Raw genomic sequence first — 15983 nt, 5'->3', positions numbered from 1 at the left:
TAACTATGAAGTTTGTTAAATTGCTTGTTTCTTGTATCCGCAATACTCCCCGGCAAATTTAGCAGCCATTGTATGAGACGCGAACTCAATTTCCATTTTTCCGTTTTTTAAGAACTTGATTGATTTTATTTTGTCTAGAGATTGTGTTTCATACCTATCATAATTACTTGCCTTTTTCTCATTCTCATATCCGCAATATCTATCTGAAAACTCTATGTTAATTTTTACAGAACCATTATCGAAATGAGATAATGCATTCAGAATAAAATCTTTCTTTTCGGTTAGTCTGTACTCTTTCCATATCGAATCATGGCGAACATAGTACCCATCTAAAATTAATTTATTGTTGCGAATAGTTATTTTGTTGTCACCGTACAATGTGTTCCTAGCTTTTTCTTTAATTTCTGAAGCTGCTTTTTCGGTGAAACTATGGCCGTCTAGCTGCAATATGATTTCTTCGACTATATTTTCATAGGTAACCCTTGTATCATATTTCTGTTGTAGTTTTGCCTCATCAATTGATACATTGTATTTCTCCGAAAAATATTCACATGTCATTGAGATGAATTTATCTTTGATCTTCTTTAAATTATATTTAAGATCATGAGAACTAAATCCATCATCGAAACTTGTTCTTTGGGAATAGCCAGAAGCGGAACCGAATTTTTTACCATGTGCTAATACCTCTGGTACAATCGCCTGTAAATGTTCGTCAAGTGTATTGTAAGCTACAATAGTTTTTTTATAGATGCTTTCTTGTTCTTGGCAAAACTCCAGATCCTCACTTGAAATTTTTTGATACGCCGTGATTTCCACTTTATCAAACTTACTAAAAATGTCGTCCAGAGTATCAAAATCAATTTTATCATTATCGTTATTTTCAATATATGTATCATTCATATTCAAGGTATCATCTTCCTTTTTTGGCTCTGCTGTTGCTTCTGTATGATTAAATTTATAATAGATTACATTGTCATTTTGGTTGTCTGTATCAACCTCTGTGACCGTTTCAGGTGCTACCGCTTCTTGTGTAGCCTGTGTGTCTACTTCACCGCTGATAGCCCCAAAGGGTTTGACGAGTGTTTCAGCGAACACCAGACGTTCAGGTGTATTCTTTGCCCACCATTTACCGCCACGGCGAGACCACTTAAATCCATTTGCGTACAAAGCGGATAATCCCTTTTCAGTTAACGGTTTAGAAAACTTTAATTCAATGCCGTTTAATTCTTCATTGATTGTCATTGTAACGCCATTAGAACTTTCTGTGGTTTCGCCTGTTGCTGCTTCTTCCTTTGTATCAACTTTTTGAGTCTTTGGAGCCTTGCCAACTTTAACCCATTTTTCAACTTCTGTTACTTCATCAAAAGTTGACATCTGGTGGATAACTGTTTTTCCTTCTTCTACAGCCTTTAACATTCTTTCTTCTAAATCATAATATCTAGTGCAATTCTTCAATTGTTGATATCCTCTTTTTCCACTGCCTACATTTTCATAATTGATTCGAGTTTTACCGTTGACTGTATAAACGTCAGTCACCAGCCAGAAACCACAATGACGAGTAAATGTTAGATAGTCACCAACTTCAATATTTCTCTTTTCAACTTGAACTGGTCTAGTAACCGTTTTAGTTACTTTCTCAGTGACCTTTTGCATTGTTTCAACATCTGCTGATCCTACTTCAGAACCATCAGTAACAGCAATAGTATTAACAATTTTTTCAATACGGGAAATGAATTTATTAAATGAGTTTATTACTTTTTGAGTTTCTTCACTAATTTCTTTCTTTGTTCCATTCCCCCAGGTTTCAGAACCCTTTGCCCATTTATTATTAGCTCCATCCCACATATGAGGAAGTTCCGAAAATTTACCGATACCCGTTCCTTTATCAACTAAAACACCGTCTTTTTCTATGTGCCATTTTGAAGTGGAAGGATTAACATTCTTAAACTCTGGATATACTGCAACGACTTCCTCTGTCCAACCTTCATTTTGCTTTTCAAGCAACTTTTCAATTGCTGCTTTTGCAGACTCTTCCTCTTGTTGGCTTGCACCTTTATCGGTTGTCATGTTTTGAAGTTTGGTAATTTTGCTCTGAACATCTTTAGTTGTGCCGTTAAAACTTCTCTTTGTAACTCTGCGTCCACTATCATGTAGAGAAGAAACATCAACTAGAAGCACATAACCATTTTTAGAAGCAATCCCGGCCCAATGAGCTGGGCAAAAGTAATCAGTCATAGAATCAGATTGGTCAGGAGAATAACCGAATACTTCCCATCCTTTAGCCATAAGAGTATGAGCAATAGTCACCTTTGCGTCTTTGAAATTGTAATAGTTATATGCCATTTTGAAAACCTCCGTAATATGTATTGTAATCCGCATCCCTCATTAACTTATCTTTATTATATATTATTATTTTTAGTTTGAATAGTTATTTTTAGTTTACTCAACTATCTTAACGATAACCCACATCCACACAATGCAGCATACTAGTAGTGTAACATCTGCTTTATTGATCCGCTTTATTCTATTCATGCGCTTACTACCATTTCAATTACATCGCCTTGATAAGTAATTACATCATGCTTAACATACGTTGCAAGCTCAAGCAGTTTTAAACTATCTCCCGTAGTTTTAATTACTAAAGATCCATCACGTTTAATGAGTTTAATTGTCTTCATAGATATTAGCATCCTCTCTTTTTTTATGATAAAGTTAACAATTCTAACTGTTCAGCAAATGACAATTCATTTGTTTTGCACTTTAACTTATTTATTCTTTATGTTATATGTATATTTAGTTTAATAACGTTCTGTGACGATACTACAAGCCGTTCACAAGCTGCAGAATGAATTCTTAGCATGTTACACCTTCCTTTACATTAAAGGCCACTAAAGGCGATTGAGACACTGCTGAAACAATATCAGATAGATAACGTCTATCAAAACAATTGTAATTCCCCTGTATGATGGTCATAGTTGAATTTGAGCTAACTACCTTTTTAGTTAGTGAATCAATATCAATGTTTAACCAACCATCATAAACGATGAAATCTTGAAAAGGATGAAAAACATCGCGCCATAACTTCCGTTTGCCTTTTGGTTTGTGAGTTACATATAATGAATCCTTATGCTGTGCGTATGGCTTTACTACGAGTGAATCAATTGTTGTATTAACCGCATAAGGGAAACCAAACTCACTAAACTTAACAATGGTAACTTTTTGCCCAGGTTGAATTGTCGAAGCAACTTCAGTAAATGCGGAGTAAGAAGATGAATCCAGATTCATGTATTGTTCAAGCACTGGAGTAATCACGGTAAAGTGACCGCTTTCCTTCATAGCATTGAACAGTTCAGAAGTAATAACAATTTCGTGACGTGAGAGTTCAGCGACAAAGATATCATGAACCCGTTTCTTATCAATGTCAGACAAAAGCTGATAACTAATTCCCGAAGGATAAACTTCAAAACAAGCATTAGCAAAAGAATCAGAAATCATGTCAATTTGATCGTATACAGATAGAACATTAAAACATGAAAGCAATGGGTATTCATTTGCAAAATTAATTTGCTCCTCTAAAGTTGTTTGATGTGTCATAAGTAAAACCACCTTTTGTATATTTATTTTTAACGAAAAATAAGAGCACCGAATATAAGTTTTTCTTTAAAGGATTGTTTCCGAATTCCAGTGCAATTATACTGAATCGGGCTTATAAACTGGACAGGTGTTTGATCTTTATTTGTTATTACTCAACATATTGAATAAGTTAACGGTATACTCTTCCAAAAAAATTTTAATGTCATCATGCAGCTCACCTTCAGAAGTAATTGCATTGTCTCTGTACGCTTCTGCTACGCCTGACATATCCTCTAAGGCAGATTTAACTATTGTCTGATAGCGCTCTGTATTCGATTGTGTGACGTATTTGGCAATGACAGACTGTTTATATTGCTGATCCTGGTTAAGTCGTTCCTTGTGTTCCCTAGCCATATCCTCCACTGTTCTATTGTTAATGTATTCATTGGATTGGTTCATGTTTGTATTAGTCATAACATTCATCCCCTTCATCGCTCCATTTCATTATCATGTTTATTATAAGCCATTTAGGTAAAAAGAAAAGTCAGTCACGGCATTTAGAACACCGTGACATATTCTATGTATAGTTTATTGTTGGCATCCACAAGGAATGCAATGACAAGGTGACGTCTATTATATCCCTCAAGTGTGTATGTCCAATTTTTATATTTATCGTTCCAGCGTGGTGATGCTATTGATTTAGGACGTTTGATAATGGATAGTAATTTCTGTTCGCTGAAGTTTCTATCAGGTTGTGTTAAGCGTTGTATTACGTGTGAGGAATAGCTGATGTAATGTTGGGGTAAAAGTTCAGCAATGAGTAAGATTACTTCTTCATTGGTAAGTTGTAAGGAAACTGGGTTAGTTGGATGATTAGGCTTGAACATGGTATCACCTCCAAATCGGTAATTTAATTATATATTATTATGTTTATTTTGAATAGTTATTTTTAGTTTAATACAAGAATAAGAGACAAGTTTTTATGACCTGTCTCTCTGCTTTGGACTGTCCTGGCCTTTGATGATGAGCCATGTATTGCCACGCTTAGTTGCTATTATATGACCTGCTGTACATAAATCTTTAACTCGTACTTGAGAAAGCCCCCAGAGATTAGCCGCATCCTCTGTAGTCATGAGCTGAGACATGATACTGTCTAATTGCTGCCTGAGTGCTTCAGGGTTAGACATGTGATTCACCTCCTAACTATTTACGTGTAAGTCTGTAAACACCTGTTACAAGAGCATACAGGGCCACAAATGAAATGATAGCAATATAATATGGATTAGACTGCACAACAAAGATTAGCGGTATCATGATGATGAATATTGACAACCTTAATGCACCTTCACGTTTTGATTTAGACATTGGATATGCTCCTCTCTGTAAATATGGCAATCGAATAGCCTTGACTAAATACATTGTGCAATGTAAACTGTAAGGGAAAAAGGGGAACGGTGTTGTGTCCGTTCCGTGCATAGTCTTCAAGTTAAGGGCTTGGAGTTACTTACGTCTACGACTTTTTGCCGAAGTCTTAGGCGTTTTCTTTTTGCGTACTTTCTTGCGCTTGTCTTTAACTTCTGCAATGTCTTTGATGATTAGACGAATGAAGGAAAGTACTGCAATGATGACTGAAAGCTTTTGCCAGTTCTCCAAGGGAATCACCTCCTCCCTTACATATATAATTATACTAAAAGCGTTAGCGCTTTTAAAGTGATTATTGTCACTTTTTAAATAATATTATTATTTTTATTTTAATAAACACATTAAAGATTAGGTCGATTAATTGGTATTACTGTATATATACAATGTACACAGTTGGAATAAGTCAGAGATTTGCGGGATTTCGTTATAGAATCGATTTTTATTATAGGCCATTCCTATAGGTAAGTGCGAAAAAATTTTAAATTCAAAATTGGTGTATAATCAAAAATTTTAAATAAATATCCAGTGAATTCGGAACATGATTTTAGATAAATGTCAAGCATCAATATAATCCTAAATGCAATACAACTATGGTTTGATTGCATTTAGAACAGGGATGGGGGGTTATTTTACATCCTAATATATGGTATTTATTGAAAATAATCCGCTATCTGTTCAACTTACACCGCATGGTTATTTGATCAATTTTCTCTAAATTTCATCTACACGTTTTTACGTTTCATCCTTCATTTTCACACTTAATCTTAATCGAAATCGCAATCGAAACTTATGATTTTCCCCTTCATTTATCTACGCTTTTTCCACTCACTTTTTTTCGTCATCATCTATTTTTAATCATTTCACCCCATAAATCACTCAAAAACCCTTGCTGCGTCTACACTTTTCGATTACTACGTTCGATTCCGAATCGATTACCTAAATCAGAATCGACATTACCACAGTTTTCGCCTTTGTTTATCTATGTTTTATCACTATTCCCCTATCTAAAATTAATCACACATCGAAATCAACATCGAACGATATTTTCATTCTCGATACACATCAATACAGATCCATACCGGGGGGATAATTAAACATAAAAAGGTAGCCTCTATTTAACTGAATACTACCCTGGAATAATGGCGACTGTATAATTATCTCTAACATCAATCCTGAGCTTCAATTTCCTTATTAGTTTATAACAAATGCAGACCTCAACTCTCTATCTGGTATAAAGTGACCACTCAACACTTGTTCTCTTAAATCATACATAAATAATAAGTAATATTTGACCAAAACAATCTTCCTTCATTATTGCTCTGCAGACAACTTTTCAACTTATTCTTAAACAGGTATAAAATACTCTACACCCCACAATCAATTCTAATCATCAAATTCATATATTAATTATAATGAATCCAGAGCAAACCACTTTCCCCTTCCAACTCCCCTACTCGTTATACAGACATCCAATCTATACATAAATTAATAAGAAATTGAGGATCAAAATTGATAATAATGCTTCCTTGTTTATCAGATACATATCTCTATATGATTACCTTCTAAATTAATAAATTCAACAAACTAACCCGTTCCAGATTCTTTTGACTTTGACCTTGATCCTGGTCTTACCTTTCCATCCTTTAATCTCAAAATCTCCAACCCAAGAAGTGGAGCTGTGCGACCACTCTAAATACTGGATATAATAATCTAAAAAGTATATATGTATATAGGGTTTTATGTTTATATTACTACAGTGTAATTTATGCAGACATGTTTTACACTTTTGACTTGCATAAATTACACTCCTGACTTGCATGTTTTACACTTCTGACTTGCATAAATTACACTTAGGTTATTTCTCCTGTTTTAAAGCATAAAAAAGACTAGAGAATATTCTCCAGTCTCACATAATAATGATTGTTATATTTATTGAAGATAACCTTATCTTTATCATCATACCGATAGTCTGTACCTAATTTGTGTTTATCAATATCTAATAGATTTGCCTTCTCAAGAACAGAATTATATTTAATAATTGTCTTACGAGAGAGACCAGTCTCTTGAGATATTGTATCAATACTAGTAAAACAAAAATGACTGCTAGGTTTATCTTTGTCATTTCTATTAATGTAACTCTCATAATAGCAAAGAAGCCTGATGCCATTCGCTTGTATATGTAACATTTTATCTAAAAGTGAAGTATAGATATGAGTGAACTTGCTTTTTGATTTTATTAGAGCATCATTCATTGATACTGTTCCAATAGAATGACTATCAATCTTAACTGGTTCTAATATGTATCTGTTATCATAAAGATTATTCAACGTCCTATGCAGGGTACGATTATCATTTATATCTAAAGGGATCTTCAGATGTTCTTTAGAGTTAAATTTGAAGTTAGACGACCTGTTAATGAATTGTAATTGCTTTAATTTAATCAGTACCAGGAACTCTATCGAAGACAGGTTGGGGTCTCTAATGATTGAGTTAGGCATTTGTATAAATTGTTTTGATGTAGACAAACCCTTAGTCACCAGTACATACCATCTTTAACAAATCACATAGATGAGTATTTCTCCGCATACTGTCAACTTTGCGAATGGAGTAATTTAGTGTCTCAGCTTGAGTTAAGAAGATGCACTTCTTTTTACTTCTTGTGACGGCCGTGTAGATAAGGTTGGCAGAAAGTTGATGCTTATTGGATTTATCAATAACACAAATTGATGCTTCACATGCAGAACCTTGTGATTTGTGAATGGTCAGACTCCACCCATGTAGTAATTGAATTGCTAAGTTATAATCCAATCTAACAAGGTTGTCATCAACCTGAATCAGTATTCCCTTCTTCTCTCGTTCCAGAAGCTCCTCGTTTTTGTCAGGCTTTCTGTCATCTTCCTCTTTTAGATCAATTACATTTCCTGAGTCTCCATTCACAACATCTATCTCTTCTTCGTCCATTGAAGGAATTCTATACATGTTGGTGGTATTTAGCACATAGTCGCCTACACGAAGCACATCTTCTTCGTAACCATATTTATATTCTTTCTTTTCTGAGCTTTCAGCATTTACAACGCTTTGAATATATTTGTTTATTGCAATTGTTCCCAGGTTTCTTTTCTTTGTTGGAGTCAAGACCATTATATCTTCTGGATCATATGTATTCAACAACATCTGATAATAACTCTTATATCCCTTTTCCATATGTATCTGATCAACACAATGGAGCAAGAAGTCATTACCGAATAGCTGTTTTCCTTCAAAATCGTTCTTAATAAACAACTGTCCCTGCCTGATTTTAGTGGCAATATCCAAGATACCACCATCACTCTGCCTAAATACTATGTCTAATTTAGTCATTGGAATAATTCCTGATTCAATTGCATCATGAAGGAAGTTCCCTGCTTGAATGGACAGTAATTGAAAATCATCGCCAACGAATAGTATTCTTGCTTTCTTATTTTTAATTTTAGCAAGCAATGTAGAAAGTATAAAAACATCAGTCATTCCTGATTCATCAATAATAATAAAATCATCTTCAATCTCATACATTCGTTGCTCGTCTTTATCTACGCCATAACCTATTTTCCTATGTATTGTTTGTGCGTTTACTCCAGTGTATCTACGGGTAACTTTAGCTGCCTTGGCAGAGGGGGATAAAAGTGCGTAAGTGAGTTTGAGTTCATCAAGCAACTCTACTAGAAATTTTTGCATCTGACTTTTCCCCGTACCTGCATATCCAATTAGTAAATTCACAGCATTCGTCTTAATTTTTCTAAAAAAATCTTTTTGCTGTTCACTCAGACCATTTGGAATAATATTATTATATTTAATTTCAATTCGGCATATAAACTCTTCTGGATCGAATGGTAATTCATCTTTTCGTACAATAAACTCATTCAATCTCTTAGCTATGTAGTATTCGGCATTATACGTCTTTAACAAAGATATCTTATCACTAATAAATTTCAACTCATCAGTTTCATCTAGTATAGAATTGATCATTTCTTCTTCTATTTCTAACTTTTTCGAAGCGCTCCGTAACAATTCTTCTCTAATCATAAACGTATGTCCATTTTGCTGATTCTCATCAATCGTATATCTGACACCATATTTGATACGGTTAATGTCATCATGCTTTATTCCCATCAATTTAGCCACTTTATCAGCTCTCTTAAAGCCCCAACCCTGAAGAACGGTTAACTCATAGGGACAGTCTTCAATTTTCTGAATTACTAATTCTTTACTACCAAATTTCTGTTCAAGTTTTAAAATCACATCATAAGTGATTCCGTATTTGCCCAATCTGCTCAATACATCCTTATATATTAGATTTTCTAGGATATTATCCCTAACTCTCTTATATACGACTGGACCAAAGTGTTTCACCTTTTTGAAATCAAATTTGTCATCAACAATAAGCTGAATAATATCTACGTCTGGATCGGCATAACTTTTATACACCTCTCCTAGCTGCAGCTCAGTGAGCATGGTGGCAAGGAATGCTTTTTGTCCTTCTAGTGTTTCAGGAACCTCTCGATAAATTGAAAGTACATTGTAGCTTGCTCCGTATCTCGGATCGATCTTATCCAATTGAATTTGAGCTGTATACTCGACATCCATCTCAAGCTTCTGCATAACACCTTTAATCGATAGTTTCTCTCGCGAATTCAATTCAATGTCTGAACTCCTGGTCAAGCAGTCATATATTCTAAAATCATTTTTCTTAACCTGTTCGCTTTTCGGGTGAATCATCCACACTGGTATCAATCTTAATTCAATAACTTCACTCAATTACTCTCCACTCTCCTTTTTATGTTCAACCATCTTCCGCGCTTCTCTCTGCAACAATGCTTTAACTGCCTCACCCTGCCCCTCAATTAATTGTAAAAGCTCTTCTCTACTTAGCTGCTCAACATAATTGTCTTCAAATGTTTCATGCATTCTCATTCCGGCCATGTTTGAGTAGTTTCTATCCTGGTGCATGTAGTGTTTTAGAGATCCATACCCGGATTGATTTAACTGTTCACGTATTTCTTCAATGTCTCCACCACTAAATCTTATAAAACCTGCCGCCACGTTTCTTAAGCTGTGAAAAACTACGTTTCGATCTTCTTCAATCCCCATTTCCTCTTTCAATTTATCAACCATGTCCTGAATAGTATGATCGGACAAATGAAATACCTTATTATCTTTATATCTAGCATAGTATTTTCGCTCTTTAATTTTCAGTAGTTCATTATATAACTCAATTGGAATAGGTCTTGTATGCTTTTTATTTCTCTTCCCAATCGCGGTAACCAAATATAATTTACTTTTAGGATCGAAGACGATATCTGTCCATTCTATAGATAGCAAACTGGCTTTCCGAAAACTGGTCGTATAAGCCAAGCGAATCAAACTCGCCTTCTCTATTCCCTTCTTCTGTTTTACAGACAAGACGGCCATCATTTCAGCTTCAGAATGAGTAAGTTCACCGTATCTTTCGCCATCATCCGGTAATTTATCCACCCTCACATCTTCAACCTTAACCTTATAGCGGTTTCGGGCAAAGTGCTCATATAACTTTGCAATGGGTGCAATCAATGCATTTACAGTATTATTAGAATAATCACAATCATCCAATAGGTGATACTGATACCGAATCATTTTTTCATTTAAGATATCTAAGTCCTTGCTATCGATATCCTCAATAGTTTTGTTTACATGCCATATAAAAAATCTTCGGATAGCAACTTCATAGTTATATTGGGTATTTTTACTTTTAAGACCCACTTTCATTAGATATGATTGAATACTTTCGTATACTCTACCTGTATTTAGTGATACTACATTATGTACTGTGTTCATCTCTTCTTCCTCCCGCTATATGTTCTAGACTGTTTGTCATGTATTTATTATAGTTTATACGACCTTCAAAGTAAATATAATAATATTTGTTGACTAAAATAAATTGTAATGTTATATTTTAATCACAGAAGCACACATACAACATTTAGCAAAAATATATTGGAGGCGATGTTTCTGGGAAAAATTAAAACATACATAAGAGGAGAATTGGTTGATGGTAAAAAGAAAGTTTGTAGAAAAGACACTGCAGGAGCAGTATTATGATGGAGAAGCCGAATATATTGATGAAAGATATGTTTCATCTTATATGTTTGAGGGGCTGAATGACTGTATGGAATATCTGAATTCATATGATGATGTTGAATTTTGGAATGAGAAAGATAGTTATACATATGATAACTATTATTCAAAACTAAAGAAGCAAGAATTTGAAAATCAAAAAGCGTAAAAAACACAAACTAACTGGAGGTAACATTTATTGATTGAGCAGCACAAGCCTGTATATATTCCTTCTGTTGAAGCGAGTGACATATATAATCATATGTTTAGAGGAAGAGAATTAGATTTAAAATACATAGGGATGATTCCCACCAGCTTAGAACTTAACAAGCTTGTTGCTCTAGGAATAAAGACCTTTAAAAAGAAAACAAGCGATAAATTTCTATCAAATGACATTATCAATATTAAATTTAAGCAAAGAGTTGATTCTGGCCCTCAAATCATTAAGAGACTTAAAGATAAAATATCTAAACTAGACGAAACAAAGAACGAATACAAGCAAAAACTTGAAGACTTCATTGACGTAATTGAATCTGAAATTGATGACGAAAAATGGTCAGGAGTCTCATACAGTGATTTACGTATGAAGCTATACTCTGAAGGATTTATATTCAATAATATTAAGTACCTCCCCTATAAGCGATCTAGTGCAAAATCAAGAATTGGTCAAGTACTCTTCATAAAGGAAAAACTCTATGAACCGATGATTAAATGGTCTAGAATGAAACTTGAATTTAGAGGACGACCAGAAGAATATAAAATAGACTACCCCTCACTTCTTGCTTATGAAAGTTTAGTTGGATCTTCTATTGAGAGCATAATCGAAATAAATCCTAACAATATTCTGATCGTTAGTGATGTTGAAAGCATTTTTCGTCAGAAAACAAGCGTAGTCAGGACTGGCGATGACGGTTTTCTTGATAGTTTTGAAGAAGAATCAAATATAAAAAACAGTCTTTTCGATGGCGAATCCCTACTCGATCAGAGATATTTTCACGATGGGAAATCAATGATCCTCCTGAGAAATCATATGTTTAAGAGTGCAGCTTTTAATTGTAAAATCCAGGATTTCCTGAAAGATCATTGTCCCGAGGACGTATCTTTCAACGATTGGAAAATACCTAGTATGTTTAAGAATGATTTTATCTTAGCAAAAGATATTCACTTAATAATCACTCCAAGCAGTCTCAAAGCCTTAAAATTCAGTTCAATTTTAGGGACGGAAAAGAAAATGTGGGATCATTGGAAAAAGATAATCTCTTTTGATAGTTGCATATTTGGAGTGTGTAAAAGTGAGAAAAGATCAAAGCGTGGCTACGATGAGAGTGGCAACGTATTGCAACAAATAAGTTATCAAATGTTAAACTCACTCCCCCTTACTCAAAAGGACATTAGAAAATTAACAGTCTTTGAGAGAGCATATATTGATAAACTTAAAAATAATGATGATTTTTTTATTGAATACATAAGTGATAGTGCGAACGACATGAATGCCAATGAAATGTTCACAGATCTATATAATATCAATCACGATATAGTAAACACCAAGATTTTTCGAAACTTTAGAAAGAACATTATTAGCAGTTATGTCACCCACATAAAAAATGGAAAGGTTCGTTTATCCGGCGATTATTGTGTGATGCTGGGCAACCCCTTGGAGTTCCTATACCATTCTATTGGGTTATTGAACACCAATGATCTTAAGCCAATAGCATTGCAGGCCAATGAAGTTTATACAAAACTGTTTGAAAAGAAAGAACTGACTGGCTTTAGAAATCCCCACACAAGTCCCAGCAACGTACTGCTTGCAAATAACATTCCGTCTCCTGAAATTGATAAGTACTTCAATCTCAGTGATAATATTGTATGTGTTAATGCAATCAAATTCCCTATTCAGGATATTCTTTCAGGATGTGACTATGATAGTGATACAGTTCTTCTGAGCGACAATGAGCAGTTACTATCCATCGCTAGAGGCTCTTTCGGAAAATATAACGTGTGTATAAACAATGTTGCCAGTAGTAAGAAGCAATATAAAGTATGCAACGAAGACATGGCTGTAATTGATAATGAACTATCAAACAGCCAAAAGTATATAGGTCGGACAGTTAACACTGGACAACTATGTATGTCTAGATATTGGGACATGTACCATCACAACCTTAGTACTGAGCGATTAAACAACCTGATGAAAAAAATTGATGTCGTTACAGTATTGTCTGGAATATGTATTGATTTAGCCAAAAAGATGTTTGATATTAATATTAATAAAGAGATTGAAAATATTTCTAGATATATTGAACTCAAAAAAGAGAAGCCACTTTTTTGGAAATATGTAAGTCAGTCAGAAAACATATCAACAACTAGTTATAAATGTCCGATGGATTTCCTATTCTACGAAATGCAAAACCTTCCTAAAGGAATTAGTAGGAGCGATACTCCTTTCGAAAACTTGCTCAGTAAAAAAGAAATGAGTAAGAGCAATAGAAAACAAGAACAAACAATATATAATTATATTGAAAATATGAACACGAAGATTAACAATACATACACAAAACAAATGACCGACAACGAAAGAGAACGAAAGATTGACGACATTATTAAGTATTATAGTTTTTTCATACGAAAATTGACCATTGGAGAAGACACTATGTATTCAATGATAAGCAAATTAACAAAAAATAAGAAAGAAAATATTGCTTCAAGACTATTAAATACCCTTCATTCTACTCAAAAAGAAGCATTTTTTAGGGCGTTTTTGAGCAAAAATGCCACACTTTAAAATAAAAATACTCATAAAACCCTTATAAATAAAGGCTTTCTTAAGAGGTGCGAAGGTATACATATGATAGGGGTATAAAACCTCTATCAACTTAAACTAAAACTATAGGGAGATTAATAAAATGAATAAACAAGAATTGACGATTGAAGTAATTAAGAAGACAGGTCTAGAGAAAAAAGTAGCCACTGAAGCAGTAGATGCTGTATTTGAAACAATTACTGCCGCATTATCCACAGGAGATAAGGTTAGTATTTATGGATTTGGTAATTTCGATGTACGAAATCGTGCAGCTCGTTTAGGCGTTAATCCTAAACTCTTAAAAGAACTTAAAGAGCAAGGTATCGATCCAGAAGTGGCAAAAGTACAGGCAACGATTCAAATTGAAGCATCGAAAGCCCCTGCTTTCAAACCAGCATCTGCATTGAAAAAGGCAATTAAATAATTACATGAAACAATAGTTTTATCATACATACATATTCAAGAGATGTAATATCTCAATTGGGTAGTCGATAAGGTAGAAAAGGTTCTCTACACGCTCAGATCGCACGTTGGGTGCGTTCTGAGTTATCAGAAATGGAGGATACGCCGCCCCGCTATCGACCAACAGTAAAATAATTTTAAAGGGAGATTAAATACATATGGCAAAACGCAATAACTCGATTCAATTTAAAGGTTTGCTCAATACGGAAGTTATGGAAGTAACTGAGGAAGATAAAAGTGGCATTTTTATTTATGATCTTCTTGAAGAATTGAAATCATATGATGGGAAAAATGTGACAATCTCTATTAAGGAAGATCTGCCAGTGCAGCCAAAGGAGTAGATAAATGACTCCTATCATAATTAAACGAGAATTGTCTGATACCACAATAGACGATTTTTTGATTCGTCTTGGCGATAATTTAGAGGCGTATGGACTTACCTGGACTCAAGCAGCTAAACTTTTGAACAATGAGTGCGATGAAGAGTATTCCGAATCTCGCTGGAGAAAACGTTACAATAGTTACATTGAGTTTAAGCCAATTGTTCTAGCTAAGTATGGCAACAATGAAGTAGTCCAAGAAGTACGAGATGCAACGGTTGAGCTTCAGAAAGAGACCGTTCGACTCCGAGATCAAAAGAGAGAGTATAATCAACTCATTTACAAAGAAGCTCGGTTCGATAACTTGAAGGATCAGATCAATGAATCTATTTTAGAATTGCAATTATTGAAACCCCTCTTCGCCTCCCCCCTCGTAACCAATAATGACACTGTAAAGCGCGCGATCTCCTTGTGGTCTGATTGGCATATCGGTAGTGAATTCAAAAACAGCCTTAATACTTATAATGTCGATGTGTTCCGAGATCGTCTATCCACTCTCCTTTCTAAAACAATTGAATACAGCCAAAAAAATAACATCACAGAACTAATTGTGGCCAACCTGGGCGATTTGTTGCATGGAGCAATTCACGTGTCGGCGCGCGTTCAGTCTGGCGAAGATGTCATTAAGCAGATTCAGATTGCAGCAGAGAGCATTGCCGAAGCACTGGCTGAATTGTCGAAGTCTCATTCTAAGATTAAATTTATCAATATCATTGGTAATCATAGTCGCCTTATCGCTAATAAACATGAGTCAATTTTCAGAGAGAATCTTGAGTATCTTGTTCCATGGTTCCTTGAAGCAAGACTTAAGGACTTTGCTAATATTGAGATTGTAAAAGATGAAGACGGCATCTATGTTGAAGATATTGATGGTGAAAAACATGTGTTTTGTCATGGAGATCTAGACCCCGTATCTACTTCCGCGAAGAACCTCCCTCAGCTATTGGGATATGTCCCCTCTTATATCTACTCTGGACATATTCATCATAATTATGAAAAAGAATTCGGTAAAACCGAAACTATAGTGAATGGCAGTTTGATGGGCGTAGACGATTATGCCATCTCCAAGAGGTATTTTGCCTCACCTATGCAAAAATACATAGTATTAGACGGTTCTAAGATTGAATGTACATATAAGATTAGAGTTTAAACTGATTCAACCCATGGGGAGATCCTGCCTTAAGGATCTTTAAACAGGCCCCACTCCCTCCTACCCC

Annotated in this window: 14 protein-coding genes; 5 read left to right on the top strand and 9 right to left on the bottom strand. The window is 34.6% G+C overall.

Annotation, left to right across the window (positions count from 1 at the left end; translation table 11 throughout):
• Nucleotides 1-15 precede the first annotated feature (15 nt).
• The 9 genes from MHH78_RS17240 to MHH78_RS17200 form a co-directional block, all read right to left on the bottom strand.
• On the bottom strand, nucleotides 16-2343 hold the full coding sequence (locus MHH78_RS17240) for a hypothetical protein (protein WP_341168141.1): 2328 nt from the start codon (nucleotides 2341-2343) through the stop codon (nucleotides 16-18).
• A 185-nt stretch (nucleotides 2344-2528) separates the two neighbouring features.
• Nucleotides 2529-2678, bottom strand: a complete 150-nt coding sequence (locus MHH78_RS17235; RefSeq protein ID WP_341168140.1) for a hypothetical protein — start codon at nucleotides 2676-2678, stop codon at nucleotides 2529-2531.
• Nucleotides 2679-2853: 175 nt separating this feature from the next.
• Nucleotides 2854-3594, bottom strand: a complete 741-nt coding sequence (locus MHH78_RS17230; RefSeq protein ID WP_341168139.1) for a hypothetical protein — start codon at nucleotides 3592-3594, stop codon at nucleotides 2854-2856.
• Between the two features lie 138 nt (nucleotides 3595-3732).
• The gene (locus MHH78_RS17225; protein WP_341168138.1) at nucleotides 3733-4047 is read right to left on the bottom strand and encodes a hypothetical protein; all 315 of its coding nucleotides are present in this window, start codon (nucleotides 4045-4047) and stop codon (nucleotides 3733-3735) included.
• Nucleotides 4048-4130: 83 nt separating this feature from the next.
• Complete coding sequence (locus tag MHH78_RS17220) at nucleotides 4131-4460, bottom strand: hypothetical protein (protein ID WP_341168137.1); 330 nt, start codon at nucleotides 4458-4460, stop codon at nucleotides 4131-4133.
• A gap of 93 nt (nucleotides 4461-4553) precedes the next feature.
• Nucleotides 4554-4760 carry a helix-turn-helix domain-containing protein gene (locus tag MHH78_RS17215; protein WP_341168136.1) on the bottom strand — a complete coding sequence of 69 codons (207 nt, stop codon included), beginning with the start codon at nucleotides 4758-4760 and terminating at the stop codon, nucleotides 4554-4556.
• A 313-nt stretch (nucleotides 4761-5073) separates the two neighbouring features.
• Complete coding sequence (locus tag MHH78_RS17210) at nucleotides 5074-5226, bottom strand: hypothetical protein (RefSeq protein ID WP_341168135.1); 153 nt, start codon at nucleotides 5224-5226, stop codon at nucleotides 5074-5076.
• Nucleotides 5227-7524: 2298 nt separating this feature from the next.
• Nucleotides 7525-9789, bottom strand: coding sequence for an AAA family ATPase (locus tag MHH78_RS17205; RefSeq protein WP_341168134.1), 2265 nt, complete (start codon nucleotides 9787-9789; stop codon nucleotides 7525-7527).
• On the bottom strand, nucleotides 9790-10845 hold the full coding sequence (locus tag MHH78_RS17200; protein WP_341168133.1) for a tyrosine-type recombinase/integrase: 1056 nt from the start codon (nucleotides 10843-10845) through the stop codon (nucleotides 9790-9792).
• A 214-nt stretch (nucleotides 10846-11059) separates the two neighbouring features.
• Between MHH78_RS17200 and MHH78_RS17195 the strand changes: the two genes are divergently transcribed.
• The 5 genes from MHH78_RS17195 (at nucleotide 11060) to MHH78_RS17175 (ending at nucleotide 15916) form a co-directional block, all read left to right on the top strand.
• A complete protein-coding gene (locus MHH78_RS17195) occupies nucleotides 11060-11293 on the top strand; it encodes a hypothetical protein (RefSeq protein ID WP_341168132.1) in 234 nt (77 codons plus the stop codon).
• A 30-nt stretch (nucleotides 11294-11323) separates the two neighbouring features.
• Nucleotides 11324-13906 carry a hypothetical protein gene (locus tag MHH78_RS17190; protein WP_341168131.1) on the top strand — a complete coding sequence of 861 codons (2583 nt, stop codon included), beginning with the start codon at nucleotides 11324-11326 and terminating at the stop codon, nucleotides 13904-13906.
• A 121-nt stretch (nucleotides 13907-14027) separates the two neighbouring features.
• Nucleotides 14028-14348: an HU family DNA-binding protein gene (locus tag MHH78_RS17185; protein WP_341168130.1), complete on the top strand. Its 321-nt coding sequence runs from the start codon at nucleotides 14028-14030 to the stop codon at nucleotides 14346-14348.
• A gap of 196 nt (nucleotides 14349-14544) precedes the next feature.
• On the top strand, nucleotides 14545-14727 hold the full coding sequence (locus MHH78_RS17180) for a YonK family protein (RefSeq protein WP_341168129.1): 183 nt from the start codon (nucleotides 14545-14547) through the stop codon (nucleotides 14725-14727).
• 4 nt (nucleotides 14728-14731) lie between these two features.
• The gene (locus MHH78_RS17175; protein ID WP_341168128.1) at nucleotides 14732-15916 is read left to right on the top strand and encodes a hypothetical protein; all 1185 of its coding nucleotides are present in this window, start codon (nucleotides 14732-14734) and stop codon (nucleotides 15914-15916) included.
• Nucleotides 15917-15983: the final 67 nt, after the last annotated feature.

The organism is Paenibacillus sp. FSL H3-0333 (genome assembly GCF_038002805.1).
Taxonomy (GTDB): domain Bacteria; phylum Bacillota; class Bacilli; order Paenibacillales; family Paenibacillaceae; genus Paenibacillus_AQ; species Paenibacillus_AQ silagei.
This window is presented reverse-complemented; position numbering and strand designations above follow the sequence as displayed.

Bases quoted from the DNA above. Each gene is read 5' to 3' on its own strand.
- MHH78_RS17240 (WP_341168141.1), bottom strand. From the start codon at position 2,343: ATGGCATATAACTATTACAATTTCAAAGACGCAAAGGTGACTATTGCT.
- MHH78_RS17235 (WP_341168140.1), bottom strand. From the start codon at position 2,678: ATGAAGACAATTAAACTCATTAAACGTGATGGATCTTTAGTAATTAAA.
- MHH78_RS17230 (WP_341168139.1), bottom strand. From the start codon at position 3,594: ATGACACATCAAACAACTTTAGAGGAGCAAATTAATTTTGCAAATGAA.
- MHH78_RS17225 (WP_341168138.1), bottom strand. From the start codon at position 4,047: ATGACTAATACAAACATGAACCAATCCAATGAATACATTAACAATAGA.
- MHH78_RS17220 (WP_341168137.1), bottom strand. From the start codon at position 4,460: ATGTTCAAGCCTAATCATCCAACTAACCCAGTTTCCTTACAACTTACC.
- MHH78_RS17215 (WP_341168136.1), bottom strand. From the start codon at position 4,760: ATGTCTAACCCTGAAGCACTCAGGCAGCAATTAGACAGTATCATGTCT.
- MHH78_RS17200 (WP_341168133.1), bottom strand. From the start codon at position 10,845: ATGAACACAGTACATAATGTAGTATCACTAAATACAGGTAGAGTATAC.
- MHH78_RS17195 (WP_341168132.1), top strand. From the start codon at position 11,060: ATGGTAAAAAGAAAGTTTGTAGAAAAGACACTGCAGGAGCAGTATTAT.
- MHH78_RS17185 (WP_341168130.1), top strand. From the start codon at position 14,028: ATGAATAAACAAGAATTGACGATTGAAGTAATTAAGAAGACAGGTCTA.
- MHH78_RS17180 (WP_341168129.1), top strand. From the start codon at position 14,545: ATGGCAAAACGCAATAACTCGATTCAATTTAAAGGTTTGCTCAATACG.
- MHH78_RS17175 (WP_341168128.1), top strand. From the start codon at position 14,732: ATGACTCCTATCATAATTAAACGAGAATTGTCTGATACCACAATAGAC.